Annotated in this window: 24 protein-coding genes; 17 read left to right on the top strand and 7 right to left on the bottom strand. The window is 49.5% G+C overall.

Features of this window, described 5'->3' with window-relative positions; all coding sequences use genetic code 11:
* Positions 1-401: 401 nt before the first annotated feature.
* From FDX11_RS09455 to FDX11_RS09440, 4 genes are all read left to right on the top strand, one after another.
* Positions 402-1,148 (top strand): MipA/OmpV family protein, encoded by a 747-nt coding sequence (locus tag FDX11_RS09455; protein ID WP_042308904.1) that lies wholly within the window; start codon positions 402-404, stop codon positions 1,146-1,148.
* Between the two features lie 571 nt (positions 1,149-1,719).
* The gene (locus FDX11_RS09450; protein WP_048214371.1) at positions 1,720-1,962 is read left to right on the top strand and encodes a hypothetical protein; all 243 of its coding nucleotides are present in this window, start codon (positions 1,720-1,722) and stop codon (positions 1,960-1,962) included.
* A 10-nt stretch (positions 1,963-1,972) separates the two neighbouring features.
* Positions 1,973-2,323 carry a hypothetical protein gene (locus FDX11_RS09445; protein WP_137359977.1) on the top strand — a complete coding sequence of 117 codons (351 nt, stop codon included), beginning with the start codon at positions 1,973-1,975 and terminating at the stop codon, positions 2,321-2,323.
* Positions 2,324-2,502: 179 nt separating this feature from the next.
* Positions 2,503-3,357: an aldo/keto reductase gene (locus FDX11_RS09440; protein WP_137397816.1), complete on the top strand. Its 855-nt coding sequence runs from the start codon at positions 2,503-2,505 to the stop codon at positions 3,355-3,357.
* A gap of 62 nt (positions 3,358-3,419) precedes the next feature.
* On the opposite strand, the gene FDX11_RS09435 is transcribed toward FDX11_RS09440, so the two are convergent.
* Both FDX11_RS09435 and gapA read right to left on the bottom strand, forming a co-directional pair.
* Entirely contained in the window at positions 3,420-4,304 is an 885-nt protein-coding gene (locus tag FDX11_RS09435; protein ID WP_137397815.1) for a D-hexose-6-phosphate mutarotase, read from the bottom strand.
* 268 nt (positions 4,305-4,572) lie between these two features.
* Entirely contained in the window at positions 4,573-5,568 is a 996-nt protein-coding gene (gene gapA, locus FDX11_RS09430) for a glyceraldehyde-3-phosphate dehydrogenase (RefSeq protein ID WP_003030697.1), read from the bottom strand.
* Between the two features lie 341 nt (positions 5,569-5,909).
* Here gapA and msrB point away from each other — a divergent pair, with 341 nt between their 5' ends.
* Together msrB and FDX11_RS09420 are read left to right on the top strand one after the other, a co-directional pair.
* Positions 5,910-6,323 (top strand): peptide-methionine (R)-S-oxide reductase MsrB, encoded by a 414-nt coding sequence (gene msrB, locus FDX11_RS09425; RefSeq protein WP_006684886.1) that lies wholly within the window; start codon positions 5,910-5,912, stop codon positions 6,321-6,323.
* A gap of 42 nt (positions 6,324-6,365) precedes the next feature.
* Positions 6,366-6,641: a YeaC family protein gene (locus tag FDX11_RS09420; RefSeq protein WP_079224512.1), complete on the top strand. Its 276-nt coding sequence runs from the start codon at positions 6,366-6,368 to the stop codon at positions 6,639-6,641.
* 43 nt (positions 6,642-6,684) lie between these two features.
* Here FDX11_RS09420 and yajD read toward each other — a convergent pair whose 3' ends face one another.
* Together yajD and FDX11_RS09410 are read right to left on the bottom strand one after the other, a co-directional pair.
* A complete protein-coding gene (gene yajD, locus FDX11_RS09415) occupies positions 6,685-7,029 on the bottom strand; it encodes an HNH nuclease YajD (protein ID WP_003832478.1) in 345 nt (114 codons plus the stop codon).
* Between the two features lie 94 nt (positions 7,030-7,123).
* Positions 7,124-8,377 carry a glycoside hydrolase family 18 protein gene (locus FDX11_RS09410; RefSeq protein ID WP_061381481.1) on the bottom strand — a complete coding sequence of 418 codons (1,254 nt, stop codon included), beginning with the start codon at positions 8,375-8,377 and terminating at the stop codon, positions 7,124-7,126.
* Between the two features lie 296 nt (positions 8,378-8,673).
* Between FDX11_RS09410 and FDX11_RS09405 the strand changes: the two genes are divergently transcribed.
* The 8 genes from FDX11_RS09405 to FDX11_RS09370 all read left to right on the top strand — a co-directional run bounded on the left by FDX11_RS09405 (position 8,674) and on the right by FDX11_RS09370 (position 17,411).
* The gene (locus FDX11_RS09405; RefSeq protein ID WP_061381480.1) at positions 8,674-9,750 is read left to right on the top strand and encodes a zinc-binding dehydrogenase; all 1,077 of its coding nucleotides are present in this window, start codon (positions 8,674-8,676) and stop codon (positions 9,748-9,750) included.
* Positions 9,751-9,776: 26 nt separating this feature from the next.
* Entirely contained in the window at positions 9,777-11,156 is a 1,380-nt protein-coding gene (locus FDX11_RS09400; protein WP_137397814.1) for an MFS transporter, read from the top strand.
* A 17-nt stretch (positions 11,157-11,173) separates the two neighbouring features.
* Positions 11,174-12,217, top strand: coding sequence for an NAD(P)-dependent alcohol dehydrogenase (locus FDX11_RS09395; RefSeq protein ID WP_061381522.1), 1,044 nt, complete (start codon positions 11,174-11,176; stop codon positions 12,215-12,217).
* A 20-nt stretch (positions 12,218-12,237) separates the two neighbouring features.
* The gene (locus FDX11_RS09390) at positions 12,238-13,074 is read left to right on the top strand and encodes a ketose-bisphosphate aldolase (RefSeq protein ID WP_137397813.1); all 837 of its coding nucleotides are present in this window, start codon (positions 12,238-12,240) and stop codon (positions 13,072-13,074) included.
* Between the two features lie 4 nt (positions 13,075-13,078).
* On the top strand, positions 13,079-14,026 hold the full coding sequence (locus FDX11_RS09385) for a carbohydrate kinase family protein (protein ID WP_137397812.1): 948 nt from the start codon (positions 13,079-13,081) through the stop codon (positions 14,024-14,026).
* 9 nt (positions 14,027-14,035) lie between these two features.
* Positions 14,036-15,019 carry an aldo/keto reductase gene (locus FDX11_RS09380; RefSeq protein ID WP_137397811.1) on the top strand — a complete coding sequence of 328 codons (984 nt, stop codon included), beginning with the start codon at positions 14,036-14,038 and terminating at the stop codon, positions 15,017-15,019.
* Between the two features lie 135 nt (positions 15,020-15,154).
* Positions 15,155-15,913: a DeoR/GlpR family DNA-binding transcription regulator gene (locus tag FDX11_RS09375; RefSeq protein WP_137365608.1), complete on the top strand. Its 759-nt coding sequence runs from the start codon at positions 15,155-15,157 to the stop codon at positions 15,911-15,913.
* A 139-nt stretch (positions 15,914-16,052) separates the two neighbouring features.
* Positions 16,053-17,411 carry an MFS transporter gene (locus FDX11_RS09370; protein WP_137397810.1) on the top strand — a complete coding sequence of 453 codons (1,359 nt, stop codon included), beginning with the start codon at positions 16,053-16,055 and terminating at the stop codon, positions 17,409-17,411.
* Between the two features lie 37 nt (positions 17,412-17,448).
* On the opposite strand, the gene pncA is transcribed toward FDX11_RS09370, so the two are convergent.
* Positions 17,449-18,087 (bottom strand): bifunctional nicotinamidase/pyrazinamidase, encoded by a 639-nt coding sequence (gene pncA / locus FDX11_RS09365; RefSeq protein ID WP_137397809.1) that lies wholly within the window; start codon positions 18,085-18,087, stop codon positions 17,449-17,451.
* A gap of 13 nt (positions 18,088-18,100) precedes the next feature.
* A complete protein-coding gene (gene ansA, locus FDX11_RS09360) occupies positions 18,101-19,117 on the bottom strand; it encodes an asparaginase (protein ID WP_042308891.1) in 1,017 nt (338 codons plus the stop codon).
* Positions 19,118-19,317: 200 nt separating this feature from the next.
* Here ansA and FDX11_RS09355 point away from each other — a divergent pair, with 200 nt between their 5' ends.
* From FDX11_RS09355 to FDX11_RS09350, 3 genes are read left to right on the top strand one after another with little or no spacing between them, the layout of a single operon-like run.
* On the top strand, positions 19,318-20,253 hold the full coding sequence (locus FDX11_RS09355; protein ID WP_249360721.1) for a DMT family transporter: 936 nt from the start codon (positions 19,318-19,320) through the stop codon (positions 20,251-20,253).
* A complete protein-coding gene (locus FDX11_RS25425; RefSeq protein WP_249360720.1) occupies positions 20,250-20,594 on the top strand; it encodes a hypothetical protein in 345 nt (114 codons plus the stop codon). The genes FDX11_RS09355 and FDX11_RS25425 overlap by 4 nt, the downstream gene beginning before the upstream one ends.
* A 6-nt stretch (positions 20,595-20,600) precedes the next feature.
* On the top strand, positions 20,601-21,341 hold the full coding sequence (locus FDX11_RS09350) for a GlxA family transcriptional regulator (RefSeq protein WP_249360718.1): 741 nt from the start codon (positions 20,601-20,603) through the stop codon (positions 21,339-21,341).
* On the opposite strand, the gene sppA is transcribed toward FDX11_RS09350, so the two are convergent.
* Positions 21,338-23,194 (bottom strand): signal peptide peptidase SppA, encoded by a 1,857-nt coding sequence (sppA, locus tag FDX11_RS09345; RefSeq protein ID WP_042308885.1) that lies wholly within the window; start codon positions 23,192-23,194, stop codon positions 21,338-21,340. The genes FDX11_RS09350 and sppA overlap by 4 nt on opposite strands.
* Positions 23,195-23,360 lie beyond the last annotated feature (166 nt).

The raw sequence follows: 23,360 nt of genomic DNA, 5'->3' as shown, positions 1-23,360 counted from the left end.
TAAGAGCCGTTCATATGAATAGTAGAGGCCCCTGAAGAGGTAAACTGAACGACGTCGCTGCTGAAGAAATAAGCAACTCTCATGCCATTTTGATGGTCAGGAGATCAACGTATTCGGTGATACACCTTCTAAAATTAAGCGTAGATGGCATTTGCAAAACTTGCATGGATGCGCAAATGAATTTCAACGGCATATCAATAACTCATCAGCAAAAAAAGCACACCTTATGTAAAGAAATGGGGCAGATTTCATGCAGTGTTCACTGTCCTGCAAGCAAGATGTCATCACTCATTGAGAAATTAGGGGGTTACATTCCTGGACTAATACGTAAAATAGTTGGGCTGAAGCGTATTGGCGATTACACTTTGACCGCTACACATTTGAATAAGGAATTATGGATTGTGACCAAACTCAAACTTCTGGCACTTGGCGTCCTTGCCGCAACCGCAGTTAGCACCGCACAGGCGGAAAGCCAGTGGACTGTTGGTGCAGGTGTCGGCGTGATTAACAGCCCGTACAAACAGTATGACCGCGATGTTTATCCCGTTCCGGTTGTCACCTATGAAGGCGATAACGTCTGGTTCCACGGTCTGGGTGGCGGCTACTATCTGTGGAATGACGCGGCAGATAAGCTCTCCATCATGGCATACTATGATCCGACCCACTTCAAGCCGGGTGACAGCGACAGCCATGCTTTGCGCCAACTCGACAAGCGTAAAAGCAGCCTGATGGCTGGCCTCTCGTATGTACATAACACCCAGTATGGTTTCCTGCGTACCGCTCTGGCGGGTGATACCCTGGATAACAGCAACGGCTTTATCTGGGATCTGGCATGGCTCTACCGTTACACTAACGGTGCGCTGACTTTGACGCCGGGTATCGGTGTGCAGTACAGCAGCGAAAACTACAACGACTATTATTATGGCGTGTCCAATCACGAGTCTCGCCGCAGTGGTCTGAAAAGCTACAGCGCTGACGATGGATGGGATCCATACCTGGAGTTGACCGCGAGCTATAACTTCCTTGGCAACTGGAACGTATACGGCACTGGCCGTTATGTGCGTTTGAGTGATGAAGTGAAGGATAGCCCGATGGTCGATAAGTCCTGGTCTGGCATCTTCTCGGTAGGTGTGACCTACAAGTTCTGATGCTACTGCGTGTCAAACACAAGCCTGCAGACATGCAGGCTTTTTTATGTTTTGCGGGGATGAATATTGATCTAAAACATGAGATTGCATTTTTATAGTGGTTTTATGTTTCGCCTGGCCGCAACGATTATTTAACCTGGTATTTCTTTTGCCGTTACTAAAAATAAACCTCTCATTTTATTAGCCTGGTATCTATTCTTTTTTGCATGAGGTAATATCGCCATGCCTTAATGATTTATTGTTATGGGCTGTCGTTTTCTGGATTCATAATTTATTGATAATACAGGGGTTTGTTGTATCGCGATGCGCGGGGTATTTATTCTCAACTGGCATAAAGATAACTGATAACTATTTTGGCTTGTTTTGAATGTTAACTTTCAGGTGAAAAAAATAAAAATTAATCATTTGTTTTTATTTTACATCCTTTAGGTATTTGTCTGAAAAAATTAAAATTGACATTAAATATCCTATTGCCGATATTCATTAAACTTTAAAAGTAGTGATAGCAACTCTCGTGGTAAGGCCTTAAATATGCCACGAGGATATCTTGAGTAAAAACCTGGTAAAAATAATGAAAAAGTTAATCATGATAGCTGTGATGGGCGGGATCCTGGCTGGATGCACCAGCGAGGCTTCACGCATGAGTGCATGCGAAAGCAAAGGGATCAGCCGCGATGCCTGCTACATCGCCGAACAAAACCGTCAGGCGACAATCAATGCCGCGGCTGAAAAACAGGCCCTGGAAAATGCGCAAAATCTGTATAGCTCTGATGGCACCCATTCCGACCATCACCACAAACACGATAAATACTAAGGTTTAACTCATGAAGAAATTGATTATTATCGCTGCGCTGGTGGCTTCATTTGCTGCGCCTGCTTATGCTATTAGCGAAGCATACCGTCAGCAATTACAGCATGAACACAAAACTCAGGTCAGCGATGCTAATGCCCCGGTGCACGCCAGCAAAACCACACCCGTGCATGTGAATAAACTGGGCGTGGACTTTAAACGTGGTGCTGATGGTATTGCATATATTAATGGCAGCCCTGCGGCAAACGATGAAAACAATGCGGATGCACAATCCTACAGTGCGGGTTTGATTTCCGTCATCGTCTATAAAAATGGAAAAATTAACGCCATGAAAGAAGGTAAATATTTAGGTCGGTTGAAATAAGCGCTGTACAGCTATAATTATTCGTTATTTTGGCCCGGGACTGCATTAGAGCCTGGGCCTTTTACTTTAATCGCATTAACGGGCGACACGCCAAACGATGATGGTGCAATTTGTGCACCATAACAGGACACATGATTGTTGTTTTGCTTTACTGTGGTGCATTAACACAGGAGGGTGCGATGATAGCAAAACAGGTGATGTTTACGGAGCAGGTATCGCTGCCTGCTATTGGGCAGGGGACATGGTATATGGGCGAAGATCCTGGTCGACGCAAGGATGAAGTTGCCGCGTTACGAGCCGGGCTGGATCTGGGCCTGAGATTGATTGATACAGCCGAAATGTACGCAGATGGTGCAGCGGAAGAGGTTGTTGGCGAGGCGCTGGCCGGTCGGCGTGATAGCGCTTTTTTAGTCTCGAAGGTTTACCCATGGAATGCCGCGGGTCAGAAAGCGATCGCCGCCTGCGAAGCCAGTCTGCGTCGTCTGAAAACTGATTATCTGGACCTCTATTTGTTGCACTGGACGGGAGACTTTTCATTTGCTGACACCGTCGACGCTATGGAAATACTCATCGCGCAGGGGAAAATCCGCCGCTGGGGCGTCTCTAATCTCGATTACGATGATATGCAGGCATTATGGCAGGTTGCGGGTGGACGGCAGTGTGCAACTAATCAGGTGCTCTATCATTTAGCATCGCGCGGCATTGAATATGACTTACTGCCATGGTGCCAGCAACAGCAGATGCCGGTTATGGCCTACAGTCCGCTGGCTCAGGCAGGGCGGCTCCGGGGGAACTTGCTTTCTAACCCAGTGGTCAATGACATTGCGCGCGCCCACAATGCCAGCGCTGCGCAGATTTTGCTGGCATGGGTTATTCGTCTTCCGGGGGTGATGGCCATTCCAAAAGCCGCAAACGTGGCGCATGTCGAACAGAACGCCGCGGCACTGGAGATAACGCTCTCTGCCGATGAGCTGAAGCAGTTAGATAAGGCATATCCGGCGCCAAAAGGTAAAACGGCGCTGGATATGGCCTGATTTGCCGCATGGCGCGCTGAGTTGCCTGATGGCGCAAACACTATCAGGCAACTAACACGATTTTAGCGTTTAGCAACACGAATCGTTTGTGCCAGACGAGACGGTTTTTCTTCGGTGGTTTTCTGCGGTGCCGTGGCGTAAGCCGTTTCTACGCAAACAAACGTTTTGTAACCATCATCCGGCATGTTGCCCATGCTGACAGACAGCGCCGGGCCTGGGTTCCAGCCCACGACATTCAGATGGTGGTGGTGGATTACGTCAATATTGCGATTCAGCGCATCATCATGAATGACGCTGCATGCTTCCGGATTCAGATAGACACGATCGGTACGGTCCGGGAAGGTCTGGATACCATCAGCCAGTACGTCTTCTTTGGCATCATTCACTTTATCGATCAGACGATCGCCAAGACCGCTGACTTTCACTGCCGCAATATCACCCACATTGAAATAGGTATGCAGCGCGGAGGTGGTTTCAAACTCACCGTGCGCTTCCAGCTCCATCTCGCAGGTGGCGCCCACTTTGAACCGGGCCAGCAGACAGAACTCGTGCGGCCAAAGCTGACGCGTTTCAGCGCTACTTTGTAGTTCGAACGTCAGAACTACACCATTCTCGTCTTCGTTATGCGCTTTCAGCGTCCATGGCAGGTTACGGGCAAAACCATGAGACGGTAGGCCAGGCTGAGCGGCAGGGCCAAACCACGGCCAGCAAATCGGTACGCCGCCACGCAGCGCAACACCGGTTTTAAACGGCGTATTGTTACTTAACCACAGGACTTCTTCTTCACCGTTTGGTTTCCAGGAAAGAAGATGTGCGCCCTGCAGCGCAAAAGAGGCTTTAACCTGCGGGTGATCGACAACAATGACCTCAAGCTCATCAAGCTGACGGCGGGAGAGTACCGGGGCAATTTGTTCGACTACCGGAAGTGCAAAAATTTTATTAATCATTACGCAATCCTTTTTAACCCTAAATAATTCGGGTTGCAGGACGGCGGCAAGTGAACGACAAATTCGTCAGGAACGAATTTGAACAACCGAAGGTTGTCTTCGGTCAGGGACATGGATGTCCCTGATTCACCCCGATGAGCTTACTGTAGTAAGTGATTCGGGTGAGAGAGCGTAGCCAACACACCTGCAACTCGAAGTATGACGGGTATCTTCAGGCAAAAAAAAGAGCGACCATAGTCGCTCTTACAGATTACTGTTTCATCTCAACTTATTTGGAGATGTGAGCAATCAGATCCAGAACTTTGTTGGAGTAGCCGGTTTCGTTGTCGTACCAGGATACCAGTTTCACGAAGTTGTCGTTCAGTGCGATACCTGCTTTAGCATCGAACACGGAAGTGCAAACTTCACCGTTGAAATCGGTAGATACTACGTCGTCTTCGGTGTAACCCAGAACGCCTTTCATCGGGCCTTCGGAAGCAGCTTTGATTGCTTTCTTAATTTCTTCGTAAGAAGCAGCTTTTTCCAGACGAACGGTCAGATCAACAACGGATACGTTCGGGGTAGGAACGCGGAACGCCATACCAGTCAGTTTGCCGTTCAGTTCTGGCAGTACTTTACCTACAGCTTTAGCAGCACCGGTAGAGGACGGGATGATGTTCTGGGATGCGCCGCGGCCGCCGCGCCAGTCTTTGTGAGACGGGCCATCAACGGTTTTCTGAGTAGCGGTGGTCGCGTGAACAGTAGTCATCAGACCTTCGATGATGCCGAAGTTGTCGTTGATAACTTTAGCCAGCGGAGCCAGGCAGTTAGTGGTGCAGGAAGCGTTAGAAACGATGTCCTGACCTTCGTATTTGTCAAAGTTAGCGCCTTTAACAAACATCGGAGTGTTATCTTTGGACGGACCAGTCAGAACCACTTTTTTCGCGCCAGCAGTGATGTGCTTACGAGCGGTTTCATCTGTCAGGAACAGGCCAGTAGCTTCAGCTACTACGTCAACACCAACTTCGTCCCATTTCAGGTTAGCCGGATCACGTTCAGCGGTAACACGGATTTTTTTACCGTTTACGATCAGATGACCGTCTTTCACTTCAACGGTACCGTTGAAACGGCCGTGAGTGGAGTCATATTTCAGCATGTAAGCCATGTAGTCAGCGTCTAACAGGTCGTTGATTGCAACGATCTCGATGTCAGAGCGTTCTTGAGCAGCACGGAAAACAATGCGACCGATACGGCCAAAACCGTTGATACCTACTTTGATAGTCATATATTCCACCAGCTATTTGTTAGTGAATAAAAGGTTGCCTGTAAAATTACAAAAACCTTACGCAGCGTCAAGCGGAATCGTGTCAATCATTGCGACAAATCAATCTGCTGCCTAAGCTTTGCGCAACTGACTCGCCTCACTCTTCCTTTGGGCTTGAAACCACATGGGGTCGGCGGCCCGAATTTTAAAGGGCAATCAAGATAAAAACGTGATTATGATCACGAATTGCAGGCTGCCATTTCGCAAGGATCAAGTTTAGAACAAAAGTTCGCACTCCGGTGTTAATGTTTTGTTAGAATCTGTCTCGTGATGTGAGTTTAGATAAAGCGAGATGTGAGCAAATGGCTAATCAACCTTCTCCAGAAGAACTGAAAAAAAATTTAACAGAAATGCAGTTCTACGTGACGCAAAATCACGGGACAGAACCGCCATTTACCGGGCGTTTGCTGCATAACAAGCGTGACGGCATCTACCACTGTTTGATCTGCGATAAACCGCTATTTCGTTCTGAGACAAAATATGACTCTGGCTGCGGCTGGCCCAGCTTTTACGAGCCTGTGAGCGAAGAGGCTATCCGTTACATAAAAGATACCTCGCATGGTATGCAGCGCATTGAAATCCGCTGTGGGAACTGTGATGCGCACCTGGGACACGTCTTCCCGGATGGCCCAAAACCTACCGGTGAGCGCTACTGCGTTAACTCAGCCTCTTTGAACTTTACCGATGGCGAAAACGGTGAACAAATTAAGGGTTGAAGAAACGATTCAGCAAATTATTCTACGGAGAGTGGATTTAACATGAATCTTGATGAGATGATCAACAGCATGACGCCGGAAGTTTATCAGCGCTTATCTACCGCCGTTGAACTCGGAAAATGGCCGGATGGCGTGGCGCTAACGGCGGAACAAAAAGAGAACAGCTTACAGCTGGTGATGTTATGGCAGGCGCGCAACAACGTTGATGCGCAGCATATGACGATTGATACCAACGGTGAGATGGTGATGAAGAGCAAGCAGCAGCTAAAAGTCGAATTTGGTATTACGCCCGAACCTATTGCAACGTTCAAATCCTGAGAATCCTGGCCCGGCAGTCACGATGTCGGGCCCGCTGTCGCTGTTATTTTTTGTTCATCATCGCCTTCAGATCGGCAAATGGATTATATTTAGCTTCGCCGACAGCCTTCTGCGCATCTTCGCCGGCAACCACCGTTGAGCCATACTGATCCGCTTCTGTATATTTGGAATGTTCGTGATCGTGGCAATACAAGCACAACATTTCCCAGTTGCTACCATCTTCCGGGTTATTGGAGTGATCGTGATCGATATGGTGTACCGTCAACTCGCGCAAATTTGAATAGACAAACTCACGGGAACAGCGTCCGCAGACCCAGGGGAAGAGCTTAAGCGCTTTTTCCCGGTAACCAACTTCCAGACGGGCGTAATTTTTAGGGATAAAAGCCATAAAAGCTCATGCCTCCAATAGAAAATGAAGAGCTGCGCCAAAGGCTGGCGCAGCGGAATTCGGTAATCATAACCTATTGTGTCAGGCGTTGGGATCAGTGTTTGATGCCTAATGAATCAGCCAACTGCTTAGCCAGTTGATTGTTGTCATCCGCACCGTATTCCCAGAACATAGCGCCTCCCAGCCCCTTACTCTTGATATAGTCGGCTTTGATCGCCACCGAGCGCGGGTTTTCATAGGAGAGGGCAAAGAGCGTTTTCCCGTCTGCTGACTGTACCGACAGCCACGGTACTTTCGCCTCATCATCCCAATGCTGGCTAAAGCGCTTCTGCGGATCGTTGATCAGCTTTGCCACGATATCGTTGTACTTCACATAGGTATCTTTGCTCAGATCGACGCCCAGTGATTTGAACAACGCAATTTGTGCTGCTTCGAAATAGGGTTGGGTGGCAGGATTCTTCTGCGCGTCAGGTTTGCTCCAGTCAATTCCCGGTTCAACAGCGCGTTTTGGCACGCGTCCATAAAAACCAATACCCAGATTCATCTGGCTCGGCTTTAACCCGGCGGCGAGATAGTTATTAACCACAAAGTCAGCACTGTACTTATCAGCGGCGGCGACCGTCGGCCATTTCGTCGAATCATACAGGTTTGAGTTGAAATATTGAGTGCCGTAGGCCATGTCATAGGTCATCAGATTGATATAGTCGAGTGATGGCGCAATGGCTTTCACATCCACCCAACTTTTCGGACTTTCCGCATTCGCGCCCACGGCAATGGTCAGTAGCTTTTTGTGCCCCAATGCTGCCCGCAGCTCTTTTAACAGCGCGGTAAAGTTAGCGCGGTCGGTTGGTTGGCTTTCGACCAGTCCCCAGGCGCCATTGACCGGATATTCCCAGTCGAGGTCGATACCATCCAGACCGTATTTCTCAATGATCTCCTGCACAGACTGAATGAATACTGCTCGTGTTTCTTTCGTCGCCGCCGCGCCTGAGAATCCACGCGCACCCCAGCCCCCAACAGAAAGCAGAACTTTCAGATTCGGGTTCTGCTTACGCAGTTCCGGGATTTTCTGCAAATCAGCCTGCACCTTCTCTGAAAGCCAAATCTGATACAGCTTGCTGGCGTCTTTTAAGGCGGCATTGGTTTCGTCTTTTTCGTTGTTGTAGATCAGACCAAACGAATAGTTGAGGTGGGTTATCTGGCGCACATCCAGTTTATTGATATCGCCACCAGGACCGGCAGTGACATCGCCGCCACCATTAAAGTAACCAACTGACATCAGTGAATTGGCGGAAACAACGCTGGCGCAGAGCAGGGGGAATGCTGCCAACAAAGGCAATAGTTTCATCGGTGTTCCTCTTTGACATTTAAACAAGTAAACACGCCACGGAAATGGCGTGGCGAAAAAAACAGCTCTTGCAGATTAACAGTTCCATAACAGGAAAAATGCGAAGGGGTTCACGGCGTACAGGCGAAGCGGCTTCCACGTTTCTTTGTGTTTCAGTGCATCTTTGCACTTATTTGTGATCTAAGTTGTGAAATGCAGATCATAATCTGTGTTTTAAAGATTTTGTGTTGACCTCAAAAATTATATGGATAAGTATGATGACCACTGATGCAAAACTAAACACAAAGGAAAATTCAATGAAAGCACTGGCAAGATTTGGCAAGGCCTTTGGTGGCTACAAGATGATTGATGTTCCGGAACCGGTATGTGGCCCGGATGACGTTGTGATTGAAATCAAGGCGGCTGCTATCTGTGGTGCGGATATGAAACACTACAATGTTGATAGCGGTTCCGACCAGTTTAATTCGATTCGTGGTCACGAATTTGCCGGTCGAATTGTCCAGGTCGGCGACAAGGTTAAGGACTGGAAAGTTGGTCAGCGCGTGGTTTCTGACAACAGCGGGCACGTTTGCGGCGTCTGTCCGGCCTGCGAACAAGGTGATTTTCTTTGTTGTACAGAAAAAGTGAATTTAGGCCTGGACAACAATACCTGGGGCGGTGGTTTTTCGAAATATTGTCTGGTTCCTGGAGAGATCCTCAAAATTCACCGCCATGCGCTGTGGGAAATCCCGGCAGGTGTTGATTATGAAGAAGCGGCAGTCCTGGACCCCATCTGTAATGCCTACAAATCTATCGCTCAACAATCCAAATTCCTCCCTGGTCAAGACGTGGTGGTTTTCGGTACTGGACCACTAGGACTCTTTTCCGTGCAAATGGCACGCATTATGGGGGCCGTTAATATCGTAATGGTTGGTCTTGAAGACGACGTTGCGGTGCGTTTCCCCATTGCTAAAGAAATGGGGGCGACGGCAGTTGTCAACGGTTCAAGCGAAGATGTGGTCGCACGTTGTCAGGAAATCTGCGGCAAAGACAATCTGGGATTAGTTATCGAATGTTCCGGCGCCAATATTGCCCTGAAACAAGCTATTGAAATGCTGCGTCCTAACGGTGAAGTTGTTCGCGTAGGGATGGGTTTTAAACCTCTCGACTTCTCCATTAATGATATTACCGCGTGGAACAAAAGCATCATTGGCCATATGGCCTACGACTCCACTTCCTGGCGCAACGCCATTCGTCTGCTCGCTAGCGGCGCGCTCAAAGTCAAACCGATGATCACTCACCGTATCGGCTTATCGCAATGGCGCGAAGGTTTTGACGCCATGGTCGATAAGACCGCGATTAAAGTCATCATGACTTACGACTTTGATGAATAAAATATTTATTAAAGGGACGTTATCGCATGGAACAGATTGCAAAACCGCACTGCGGCGCCAGGCTGGACAGGCTGCCTGATTGTCGCTGGCATACGTCGATGTTTGCTATGGTTGCCTTCGGATTATTGGTTTGCTGGAGTAATGCCGTTGGCGGATTAATTCTCGCGCAGTTAAAAGAACTTGGTTGGACCGATAATTCTACCACCGCCACGTTTTCCGCCATTACTACGGCGGGTATGTTTCTTGGTGCACTGGGTGGCGGAATTATCGGTGATAAAACCGGGCGTAAAAACGCGTTTATCCTGTATGAAGCGATTCATATTATTTCCATGGTAGTTGGCGCGTTTTCACCCAATATGACCTTTCTGATCGCCTGTCGTTTTGTTATGGGGATTGGCTTAGGCGCATTGCTGGTAACCCTTTTTGCCGGGTTTACCGAATATATGCCAGGCCGGAATCGTGGCACCTGGTCCAGTCGGGTCTCGTTTATCGGCAACTGGTCTTATCCGCTCTGTTCACTGATTGCGATGGGGTTAACGCCACTGCTCAGCGCGGAATGGAACTGGCGCGTACAGCTGTTGATTCCGGCGGTGTTGTCGCTTATTGCAACCATTATTGCATGGCGCAGTTTCCCGGAGTCGCCCCGCTGGCTGGAGTCTCGCGGACGCTATCAGGAAGCTGAACAGGTGATGCGGGCCATTGAGGAAGGCGTCATTCGACAGACAGGTAAGCCACTACCGCCGGTCGTGACAGAAGATGATGACAAACAACCGCGTTCAGTCCCGTACTCCGCCTTATTAACGGGGGTATTGTTAAAACGGGTGATTCTGGGTTCCTTTGTTCTGATTGCCATGAACGTTGTACAGTACACCTTAATTAACTGGTTACCGACAATATTTATGACTCAGGGTATTAATCTGAAAGACTCCATAGTCTTAAATACCATGAGCATGTTCGGGGCGCCGTTTGGGATTTTCATCGCCATGCTGGTAATGGATAAAATCCCAAGGAAAACGATGGGCGTGGGGTTATTAGTGTTAATTGCCTTGCTGGGTTATATCTATTCGCTGCAAACCAGCATGTTGCTAATCACATTAATTGGTTTCTTCCTGATTACCTTTGTCTATATGTACGTTTGTTATGCCTCCGCGGTATATGTTCCAGAAATATGGCCGACTGAAGCGAAGCTTCGCGGGTCAGGGCTTGCGAACGCGGTAGGGCGTATCAGTGGTATCGCCGCCCCATATGCGGTCGCTGTATTGCTTAATAGTTATGGCGTTACTGGGGTATTTGTACTGCTGGGCGCAGTCTCAATTATTGTCGCTGTTGCTATTGCCACCATTGGAATTGAAACAAAAGGCGTCTCTGTCGAGAGTCTCGGTATTGATGCCGTTACCAGCAAATAATATTGATGGGAAATAAAATGAAAAATTCAAAAGCGATATTAAAAACGCCGGGCACGATGAAAATTATTGCCGCCGATATCCCAGTACCTAAAGAGCATGAAGTGCTAATTAAAGTTGAATACGTTGGTATTTGCGGTTCAGACGTTCATGGTTTTGAATCGGGCCCCTTTATTCCGCCGAAAGATCCCAATCAGGAAATAGGTCTTGGGCATGAATGCGCCGGTACGGTGGTGGCAGTGGGAAGTCGCGTCAGTAAATTTAAACCGGGAGACCGGGTCAACATTGAACCCGGCGTGCCGTGTGGCCACTGCCGCTACTGTCTGGAAGGGAAATACAACATCTGTCCTGACGTCGATTTTATGGCAACACAGCCAAATTATCGCGGCGCGCTAACGTACTATCTGTGCCACCCAGAGAGTTTCACTTACAAGCTCCCCGATAACATGGACACCATGGAAGGTGCGTTGGTGGAGCCAGCAGCGGTCGGCATGCATGCTGCAATGCTCGCAGACGTTAAGCCGGGCAAGAAAATCGTCATTTTGGGGGCTGGCTGTATTGGTTTAATGACCCTACAAGCCTGTAAATGTTTGGGGGCTACCGACATCGCTGTTGTTGATGTTCTGGAGAAACGCCTGGCGATGGCCGAACAGCTTGGGGCTACGGTCGTTATCAACGGGGCAAAAGAGGACACCGTTGCCCGCTGCCAACAGTTTTCTGGCGATATGGGAGCGGACATCGTTTTTGAAACTGCCGGTTCGGCTATAACCGTTAAGCAGGCGCCATATCTGGTAATGCGCGGCGGGAAAATCATGATCGTGGGCACAGTGCCTGGTGATTCAGCAATTAATTTCCTCAAAATTAACCGTGAAGTCTCAATCCAAACTGTTTTCCGCTATGCCAATCGTTATCCGGTCACCATTGAAGCCATTTCCTCCGGGCGTTTCGATGTGAAGTCGATGGTGACGCATATTTATGATTATGCAGATGTTCAGCGCGCGTTTGATGAATCCGTCAATAACAAACGCGAGATTATTAAAGGCGTTATTAAAATTAACCATTAATTAAAAAGGGAGAAATAACCATGCTGGCAGATATTAAATATTGGGAAAACGATGCCCAAAATAAACATTATGCGATTGCCCACTTCAATGTGTGGAATGCGGAAATGTTAATGGGGGTTATTGATGCGGCGGAAGAATCCAAATCGCCGGTGATAATTTCCTTCGGCACGGGTTTTGTAGGTAATACCTCGTTTGAAGATTTTTCGCACATGATGGTTTCTATGGCGAAAAAGGCCTCGGTCCCGGTTATTACACACTGGGATCACGGACGTAGCATGGAGATCATTCACAACGCCTGGGTTCATGGCATGAATTCTCTGATGCGCGATGCTTCGGCATTTGATTTTGAAGAGAATATTCGTCTGACCAAAGAGGCGGTGGACTTCTTCCATCCGTTGGGCATTCCGGTCGAAGCGGAATTGGGGCACGTAGGGAATGAAACGGTGTACGAAGAGGCGCTGGCAGGTTATCACTATACTGACCCGAGCCAGGCTGCGGAATTTGTCGAGCGTACCGGCTGTGATTCTCTGGCGGTGGCGATTGGCAACCAGCATGGGGTGTATACCTCCGAGCCAAAACTGAATTTCGAGGTTGTTGAGCGCGTACGCCGAGCTGTTTCTGTTCCACTGGTGCTGCACGGTGCGTCCGGGATTAGCGACGCGGATATTAAAAAAGCCATCTCATTAGGCATCTCAAAAATCAATATTCACACCGAACTGTGCCAGGCGGCAATGGTGGCGGTGCGCGAGAACCAGAATCAGCCATTCCTGCACGTTGAACGTGAAGTACGTAAAGCAGTAAAAGAGCGAGCATTGGAAAAAATTAAATTGTTTGGCTCTGACGGTAAAGCGGAATGACAATATGGATAATATCGAGGTTATTTGTATAGGGGCGGCAATTGTTGATATTCCTTTGCAGCCAGTGAGTAAAAATATCTTTGATGTAGACTCCTACCCTTTAGAAAGAATAGCCATGACCACGGGCGGCGACGCTATTAATGAGGCGACTATTATTTCTCGCCTTGGGCATCGTACTGCGTTAATTAGTCGGGTAGGGGATGATGCGGCAGGTCATTTTATTCTCGACCACTGCCGTCGGGAGAACATTGATATCCAGAGCCTGAAACAGGATGCGGGTATTGATACTTCCATTAACGTGGGTTTGGTTACAGCTGATGGCGAACGCACCTTTGTCACCAACCGCAACGGCAGCCTGTGGAAACTGAATATAAACGATGTTGATTTTACTCGATTCTCTCAGGCAAAGCTGCTGTCGCTGGCGAGTATTTTTAACAGCCCGCTGCTCGACGGCGAAGCATTAACGGCGATTTTCACTCAGGCGAAAGCGCATCAGTTAATTATTTGTGCCGATATGATCAAGCCGCGGCTTAATGAAACACTGGACAATATTCGCCAGGCGTTAAGCTACGTCGATTATCTGTTTCCCAATTTCGAGGAGGCAAAACAGCTTACCGGCAAAGAGACGCTGGATGAAATTGCCGACAGTTTCCTGAGCTGTGGCGTAAAAACGGTAGTGATTAAGACCGGTAAAAGAGGCTGCTTTATCAAGCGTACCGATATGAAAATGGAGGTCCCGGCGGTTTCAGGAATTACCGCTATCGACACCATCGGCGCGGGAGATAATTTTGCCTCGGGATTTATCTCCGCGTTACTTGAAGGCAAGTCGCTGCGCGAGTGCGCACTGTTTGCTAACGCAACGGCAGCAATATCGGTACTGAGCGTGGGCGCCACAACGGGCGTAAAAAACAGAAAGCTGGTTGAACAACTTCTTGATGAATATGAAGGGTAATAACGGCAGATGAAAAAGATTCCTTTAGGCAGTACGGAGATTATGCTTTCCCGCATGGGATTAGGGACATGGGCCATTGGCGGCGGTCCGGCATGGAACGGCGATCTCGATCTACAGGTTTGTATCGATACCATTGTTGAGGCGCATCGCTGCGGTATTAATCTGATTGATACCGCTCCAGGCTACAACTTTGGTAATAGTGAAGTCATTGTTGGGCAGGCGCTGAAAAAGTTACCGCGTAAAGATATCGTGGTTGAAACTAAATGCGGCATCGTCTGGGAGCGGACGGGCAGCCTTTTTAACAAAGTGGGCGATCGCCAGTTGTATAAAAACCTCACGCCCGAGTCGATTCGTGAAGAGGTCGATGCCAGTTTGCAAAGGTTGGGTATAGAAAGCATTGATATCTATATGACCCACTGGCAATCGGTCGAACCTTGTTTTACACCGATTGCGGAAACCGTAGACACGCTGAACGCACTTAAGAAAGAAGGCAAGATTCGATCTATCGGTGCCGCCAACGTGGATACAGGGCATATCAGGGAGTATCTTAAACACGGCCAATTGGATATCGTGCAGGCCAAGTACAGCATCCTTGATCGCGCACTGGAAGCTGAATTGTTGCCGTTATGTCAGCAGCATGGCATCGTCGTGCAGGTTTATTCACCGCTCGAACAGGGGTTACTGACTGGAACAATCGCGCGGGATTATATTCCTGGCGGCGCACGGGCCAACAAAGTCTGGTTCCAACGGGAAAATATGCTGCGGGTGATTGATATGCTCGAGCAATGGCAGCCATTGTGTGAAAAATACCGTTGCACGATCCCCGCGTTGGCGTTGGCGTGGATTTTAAAGCAAAGCGATTTAATCACCTTACTGAGCGGTGCTACCGCACCTGAACAGGTTCGCGAGAATGTTGATGCGCTGACCATTGCCCTGACTGATAGCGATTCATCGTTGATGAGAGAAATGGCAGAAGCGTTGGATATAAAATAATCCAGCTGGCAATGACCTCTGTTTCTGTGTAAAAGAGTACTAAATCTGTGATTCAGACATGTTCTTTTGAAAATAAACATAGCCTGTGAGATACTAGGGTCTTATTATTACTTTGCAGGAAACAGAGGTGTCATCGTGGCGGCAAAAGACAGGATTCAGGCCATTAAGCAAATGGTGGCTAATGATAAGAAAGTGGCGGTATCTAATTTAAGTTCCATCTTTCAGGTAACTGAGGAAACAATTCGCCGCGATCTGGAGAAGCTGGAAGATGAAGGTTTTTTGACCCGAACATATGGTGGTGCGGTACTTAATACCACCGCGTTGTCTGACAATATTCATTTTTATAAACGTGCAAAGTCTTTCTTTGAAGAGAAGCAGATCATTGCTCGTAATGCATTACCGTTTATTAAAAATAAGACCACAATGGCCGCTGACTCCAGCAGTACGGCGATGGAATTATTAAAGTTGTTGAAGGAAAGAAACGATCTGACGTTGCTAACCAACTCGGCTGAAGCATTTCATGAACTGGCTCAGTCGGAAATTAACGTCGTTTCCACCGGCGGCGAGTTGAACAAGAATACGCTGTCATTACAGGGAAGGATTACCAAGGAGATCATCAGTCGCTATCACGTTGATATTATGGTGATGAGCTGTAAAGGTCTTGATATGCAAAGCGGGGCGCTTGATTCTAATGAAGCGGAGGCGGAAATCAAAAAAACCATGATCCGCCAGGCGACTGAGGTGGCTCTGTTGGTTGATCACTCAAAGTTTGATCGTAAAGCTTTCGTCCAACTCGTGGACTTTAGCCATATTAATTACCTTATAACCAATAAGGCACCGGGTGCTGAGTGGATTGCGTTTTGCAAAAAGAATAATATTCAACTCGTTTATTAATTTTAACGTTGCTCGTGTCGATATTATTTTAGTTTGCACCTGGAAATGCCATGAAAATCTAATGATGATGGATGGCGCGGCAAAATTATCTCTGCCGCGATCGCCATACTTTCTATTTAGTTGAACTTGAGGCATCCAGATGGAACAATGTGACCCTATCGGTGCAAGATTAGATCGCTTACCCTTATCGCGATTTCATTTTCGTATTTTTGGTATCATTAGTTTTAGTTTATTAATCACCGGTTTTCTCAGTTATTCCGGGAATGTTGTATTGGCGAAATTAGTCAGTACCGGTTGGTCTAATAATTATCTCAATGCAGCATTTACCTCTGCGCTGATGTTTGGTTATTTTGTCGGTTCGCTAACTGGGGGTTTTATTGGTGATTATCTCGGTCGACGCAAGGCATTCCGCATCAATTTGCTGATTGTTGGGGTCTCTGCTTGTGCCGCAACGTTTGTGCCCAATATGTACTGGCTTATTTTTTTCCGTTGCCTGATGGGGATCGGAATGGGGGCGCTGATTATGGTGGGCTATGCTTCATTCACTGAATTTATTCCGCCTGCAGTACGTGGAAAGTGGTCTGCCCGCCTGTCATTTGTTGGTAACTGGTCGCCGATGCTGTCCGCGGCAGTTGGCGTCGTGGTTATTGCCTGGTTAAGCTGGCGGGTGATGTTTCTGCTCGGTGGCGCGACAATGCTGTTGGCCTGGTATCTGTCCGGAAAGTACTTTATCGAATCTCCCCGTTGGCTGGCTGGTAAGGGACAGAGAAGTGAAGCTGAAAAACACCTGGTACAGGTGGAGTCGCAAATTGAGCTAGAGAAAAATATCACCTTACCCTCCTGTCAGAGCAATTGCCTGACGGCAAGATCTGGCGTGAAAAGTGGTTCATTTTGGCTACTGTTCAAGGGACCAATGTTGCGCTGTACGCTGGTGGCGATCACCGTGCTTATTGCGATGAATATTTCGCTCTATACCATCACAGTATGGATCCCAACGATTTTTGTTAACTCGGGAATCGATGTGACGAAGTCTATCTTTATGACTGCGATAATTATGATTGGCGCACCCGTTGGGATATTCATTGCCGCGATGATTATCGATCGTTTTCCACGGAGGCTGTTTGGTTCATTCTTACTCGTTATTATCGCGCTGCTCGGATATTTCTATTCGATTCAAACCGAAGAGTGGGCCATTTTGAGCTACGGGTTGGTGATGATCTTTTTTCTGTATATGTATGTTTGCTTTGCCTCCGCGGTATATGTCCCGGAGTTGTGGCCGACACATCTTAGATTACGTGGATCGGGTTTCGTGAATGCGGTGGGCAGGATTGTCGCGGTATTTACGCCTTATGGCGTCGCTATTCTGTTGACGCGCTACGGCTCGATCACTGTCTTTATCGTGCTGGGCGTTATGCTGGTGCTTTGCGCGCTGATTCTGTTGTGCTTTGGCATCGAAACGCGCAAAGTTTCGCTGGAAGATATTTCACCCCTGGCCTGAAATAACGCGCCGACAGGAGCGCTCCTGTCGGCGTCGCTTACGGTTGGGTTTCCAGCCAGTCATCCAGCGTATACAAAGTCGCACCCGCCGCCGACATTTCCATAAAAGCGTTTGCGCTGTCCTGTGGGTGAATATTGACGCCACGACAACCGTCGGTGATGACGCTGACGGCGTAGCCCAGATCGAGCGCATCCAGAACGGTAAATTTGACGCAATAATCGGTAGCCAGACCCATGATAACAAGTTCGGCAACGCGATGTTCGAGCAGCCATGCGTTCAGTGCGGTTGCCTGACGACGACCATTGTCAAAAAATGCACTATAACTATCGACCAGCGGGTTTTCGCCCTTAGTGAACGTTTGCGCTATCGCGCGCTGGTTCAGCAGAGGATGCAGGGCAGCCCCTTCGCTGTTTTGCACACAATGATCGGGCCAGAACGTCTGCGCGAGGCCATCCAGTTGCCCCTGACTGTAAGGCGCGACCTGGTGCTGGCTGGCAAAACTACCATGATTAGCCGGATGCCAGTCCAGACTGGCGACGACGGTGTCACCGCGTGAGGCGCACCAGTCGATCATGCGGTTGGCAATATCGATTGTGCTGTCACCTTGCGGGACGGCGAGGGCGCCGCCAGCACAAAAGTCATTTTGTAAATCGACCAACAGTAAGGTTCGGGCCATGGCATAGACTCCTTTATTCGTCTGGGGTGAGCTCGCCACGCAGATTTTGCGACATTGCTTGACGAATGCTCTGCGTATCCAGCCCCTGACTCAGCAAATAGTGCAGTTTGGTGAGGGTTGCTTCGACCGTCATATCCGCCCCGCCGATAACGCCAGCATGCGCCAGCGCGTTCCCCGTCGCGTAACCGCCCATGTTCACCTTGCCGGACATACACTGCGTAAGGTTAACCACCACGATGCCGCGTGAGCTGGCATCTTCTAGCTCTTGCAGAAACTCTTTATTTTGTGGCGCATTGCCCACGCCGTAAGAGCGCAAAATTAACGCTTTAACCGGCTGGCGCAAGAAGTTGCGCACCACATCGGCAGAGATCCCAGGATAAATAGTCACCACGCCAATCGGTTGGGGCGTGATAGGGTGAACAATCAACTCGCCCGTACCGTGGGGCGCTGGTGGTGTTCCCAGTCGACGGATATGGATCCCGGCTTCCAGTAATGGGGCAAGATTGGGTGAGGCAAAGGCGTCAAAACCATCAGCGTGCGCTTTGGTGGTACGGTTGCCGCGAAACAGTCGATTATTGAAGAACAGGGTCACTTCGTTGATCGGATAATTCGCTGCAACGTAGAGCGCATTCAGCAAATTAATTTGTCCATCGGAGCGTAATTCTGCCAGCGGAATTTGTGACCCTGTCACAATGACCGGCTTGCCGAGATTCTCCAGCATGAAAGAGAGTGCCGAAGCGGTAAACGCCATGGTGTCTGTACCGTGCAGAATGACAAAGCCATCGTAATCGTCATAGTGCGATTTAATGTCTTCCGCAATATGCTGCCAGTCTTCCGGCGTCATATCAGAAGAATCCATCAGCGGATCGTATTCATGGATGGTGAAGTCTGGCATCTCAGGGCGGTGGAATTCAGGCATCAATGCCAGCTGGCGCTGGAGATGACCAGAAACAGGGATATAACCCTGTTCTGAGCGCTGCATACCAATGGTACCGCCGGTATAGGCAACGTAAATCGATTTCTTTTGCATGGGCGTCACAGATTAAGTTGTGCATAAACAGGCGCAGTATAAAGTCCCTCCTGAAAAAAGACAGCGCAAATGACGCATACCGGTTGTCTGATCAATATGTCATTTACGTTCAGTGCGTTGTCCCGATTATACAGTGTGGTTCTCCCCCCTCAGTCCTACAGTATCGACCTTCTTTTACGCGTACTTTTACGGATCGAGAAATGATCAGAAAGAGAATTGATAATGCCGCTATTTTGCTGATGGTGGTGATTTGCGGTGTCTGGGGTAGTCAACAGGTTGCGATTAAATCCGCGGCTGATGATATGTCACCGTTTCTTCAGGTGGGGTTGCGTTCTGCAATCGCCGCGCTGCTGATTGGACTGCTTTTTCACCGCCGGGATAATATATTTGGCCGCCTGCGTGAGCGCAGTATTGCCAGAATGGGTACTATCGTTGGGCTGCTTTTTGCGCTTGAGTTCGTGTTGGTTTCTGTCGGAATAACGCTGACGACTGCCTCTCATATGGCGCTTTATCTGTACACCGCGCCGTTGTTTTCCGCTGTCGGGTTACATATTATTTTGCCTGAGGAACGCCTGAGCCGCCTGCAGTGGTGCGGGTTGGGCATCGCCTTTTTCGGGATTGCCGTCGCCGTGATGTGGGTTGCGCATGACGGGAATACGCAGTGGAGTCTGGCAGGCGATTTGTGCGGGCTGTTTGCGGGCATTGCCTGGGGAACGTCCAGCGTCGTGATTCGCTGCAGTCGTCTCGCCACCATTCCTTCATCGTGTACGTTGTTTTATCAACTCGCTATCACCGGTATTGTGTTATTGCTTATTGGTTTGATGCTGGGTGAAACGACGATACATATGACCTCGACATTGATTGCTAGTCTGACTTTCCAGACGCTGGTCGTCGCATTTTCAAGCTATCTAATCTGGTTTACTCTGCTGCGTAATTATCATGTTGCTTCGCTGGGAACGCTGGTTCTGATGACGCCTGCGATGGGGATTATCGCCGGCGTGATGTTTCTGGGAGAATCTCTACAGCCTGCGTTTATCGTAGGGGCGCTGTTGATACTGACAGGATTGCTTTGTGTTTCATTACCGTCCCAGGCAATTTTGCGCCATCGCCCGGGGTTAAACCGGAGCCTGAAGTGAAGAAATACAACATTACGTTGCCCCCAGGTGGAAAAGCAGATCGCGATATTATCACCGCCATTGATGCGAACCAGACAGCGATGCCCCTCAGGCCGCAATTAAATGTCGGGATTGTACTGTGGCCTGAATTTCCTTTACTGGCATTGGCGGGGTTGACGGATGCGCTGCGTCACGCGGCGGATATGGGGGATGACAGCCAGAAGATCCGCTGTTCCTGGCGTCTGATGAGCGCTACGCCAGAACAGCCTGTTTTAAGCAGTTCGGGCATGGCGATGATGCCGGATAGCGCATTTGTTGCCCCGGAGCAGTTCGATTATATCGTGGTGATCGGTGGGCTATAGCGCAGTATGGCAAAAGCGGACCCTGCCGCGCGGCGTTACCTGCATCTTGCCCGTCAGCGGAATATTCCGCTGGTCGGTGTTTGTACTGGCAGCTTTGTTCTGGCGCAGGAGGGTTTTCTACAGGGATTAACTGCGGCGGTCCATCCCTGGCATCTGAACGATTTTAAGGCGCAATTTCCTCTGTTGATCGCCCGAACCGGCGTCGATTTCCATGAAGAAAAGGGGATACTGACTTGCCCGGGCGGTATCTCAACGATCGGGCTGGCGACGGAGCTTATTCGCCGGCACTGTGGCCCCGACAGAGCCACAAAAGCCATTTTCCAGATGTCAGTGCCTAACCGAATAGACGGCACTTCCGTGGCGGTTTCCAGAGCGATAGGCTTTACGCATGTGAGCGATAGCCGCTTGCGTAAGGCCGTATTTTTGATTGAGAAAGGGTTGGTTAAACCTATCTCAACCCAATGGCTTGCCTCAGAAGTCAATCTGAGTCCACGGCAGTTGACCCGGTTGTTTAATGCTGAGTTCTCTCAGTCGCCGGGGGAGTTTATCCGTAGCGCTCGATTGCGCTATGCCCATTGGCTGTTGATAAATTCTGGAGAGAGCGTAACGGAGATTGCGCTGCGTCTGGGGTTTAGCGACTGCGCGCACTTTATTCGCATGTTTAGTCGGGAATTTGGCTGTACGCCTGGGGACTGTCGGAATACCCGAATCAATGCTGCCCCATCCGGGGCAGCATTTGACGGTTAACGAACGTTGGCGCAGGTCAGGCAAAACGCATAGCGGTTTTGCGGATCGTTAAACGCGGCCAGCTTATCGGTTTCAGCTTTTACGGTACTTGCCGCAGAAGCCAGCGGAGCCGGAAGCATTGCCTGAATGGCGGCGGGCAGCATGGCGCGAACCGAACCTGACATACTGTCCATGACCATATCCACGAATGTGGGTTCGTCCTGGTAATACTCAATGTGCCATTGTTTCAGTTTGGCCAGTTCAGCCGCTTTCGCGACGGCGTCGTCAAAATCACCCAGACTGTCGACCAGACCGTTGGCTTTCGCATCCTGGCCGGTCCAGACGTGGCCTTGAGCGATTTTGTCAATCTGCTCTGGCGTTGTCTTACGTGCATCCGCGACCAGCGTGATAAAGCGCTTATAGCCGTTCTCGATGCTCAGCTGCATCATTTGCTGCACTTCAGGCGGTAACGCTTTGGTGATGGAAATGTCCGCCAGCGGGGAAGTGGCTACGCCGTCGGTATGTACGCCAATGGAATCCAGACTGTTCTCCACGGTGTTAATCACACCAAAGATCCCGATTGAACCGGTCAGCGTGCTGGGGTTAGCCACAATGTAACTGGCTGGCGTGGAGATCCAGTACCCGCCTGATGCCGCCATGCCGCCCATCGATACGACGACCGGTTTGCCCGCCGCTTTAGCCGCAGCCAGTTCAGCGCGGATCACTTCAGAGGCGCTGACACTGCCGCCAGGACTGTTCACTCGCAAAACAATGGCTTTTACCTTCGGATCAAGACGCGCTTCGCGGATCTGTGCGGCAGTGGTGTCGCCGCCCACATTCCCTGGGGTTTCTTCACCGTCCATAATCGCGCCATTCGCGAAGATGACGCCAATGCTCTCACCGGTATCCGCCGGGGTTTTCAGTGAGTAATCGTAGTAGCTGACGGCGCGGAAGTTTTTATCCGCTTTGCTCCAGCCGAACTGTTTGGTCAGTATTTTTTCGACTTCGGCACTGGAGGCAAGGGCATCCACCAGTTTGTTGTCGAGCGCGTATTTTGCGGTATCACCCTCGACTTTTGTCAAACCGTCCAACATCGCCTGCGCGCCGGGGAACACCTGCTGGGCTGGGATCTGACGGTTGGCGGCGACCGTATCGAGATAGTTCTGCCACAGCTCGCCGATCCAGCGGCTATCGGCCTCGCGCGCGGCAGGGGACATATCATCGCGGATGAAGGGTTCTACCGCAGACTTATAGGTACCGACGCGGAACACGTGCGTTGAGACTTTCAGTTTATCCAGCAGGGACTTGTAGTACAGACCGTTAGTGGCAAAACCATGCAGATCAACGGACCCCTGTGGGGAAAGGTAAATTTTGTTGGCAAAACTGGCGAGGTAATATTGCCCTTGGCTGAAGTTATCGCCCACGGCAAAGACCGGTTTGCCGCTGTCGCGGAATTCCCGCAGCGCTTTACCGATGTACTGCATTGAAGGCTGGTCGGCCCCGGCAAAGTTTTTCAAATCCATCACGATGCCGGTGATGTTGCGGTCATCTTTCGCCTGGCGAATGGTATTCACGATATCAAACAGGGAGTTTTCCTGCAGTCGGTCAGAACTGGCGCCAAACAGTTGACGGCCAATGACGCTCAAGCGGCTGGTGCTCGAAGGTTTGTCGACAATCACGCCCGAGATATCCAGCAGCAGTGCGCCACGTTCAGCATGTTCACTGGTGTTGCTGCTACTGACCTGCATCCAGATCCCCACGCCAACCAGCACCAAAAAGATAAAGAACAGGTTAAGCACTAATTCACGGACGAAATTGAGTAATCGCCATGTCCATTTAAAAAATCCGGCAATAAATCGCCACAGGGTTCGCATGTATTCTCCCTACCGATTAACAACACGCCACCCGGTTATCCCGAAAAAGGCGTTAAGATGTGGCTATCGTAATGACCCAACGGGCACTTGTCAGCAGGAATCACCGCCTGTGCTGTAACAAAATCCGCTCACGTGTTAATTTTGTGAATAAATCTCATTGTTGGAG

This window comes from Citrobacter sp. wls714, from assembly GCF_005281025.1.
Taxonomy (GTDB): domain Bacteria; phylum Pseudomonadota; class Gammaproteobacteria; order Enterobacterales; family Enterobacteriaceae; genus Citrobacter; species Citrobacter werkmanii.
Note: the sequence above shows the minus strand (reverse complement) of the source record. Positions and strands in the feature narration are given on the sequence as shown.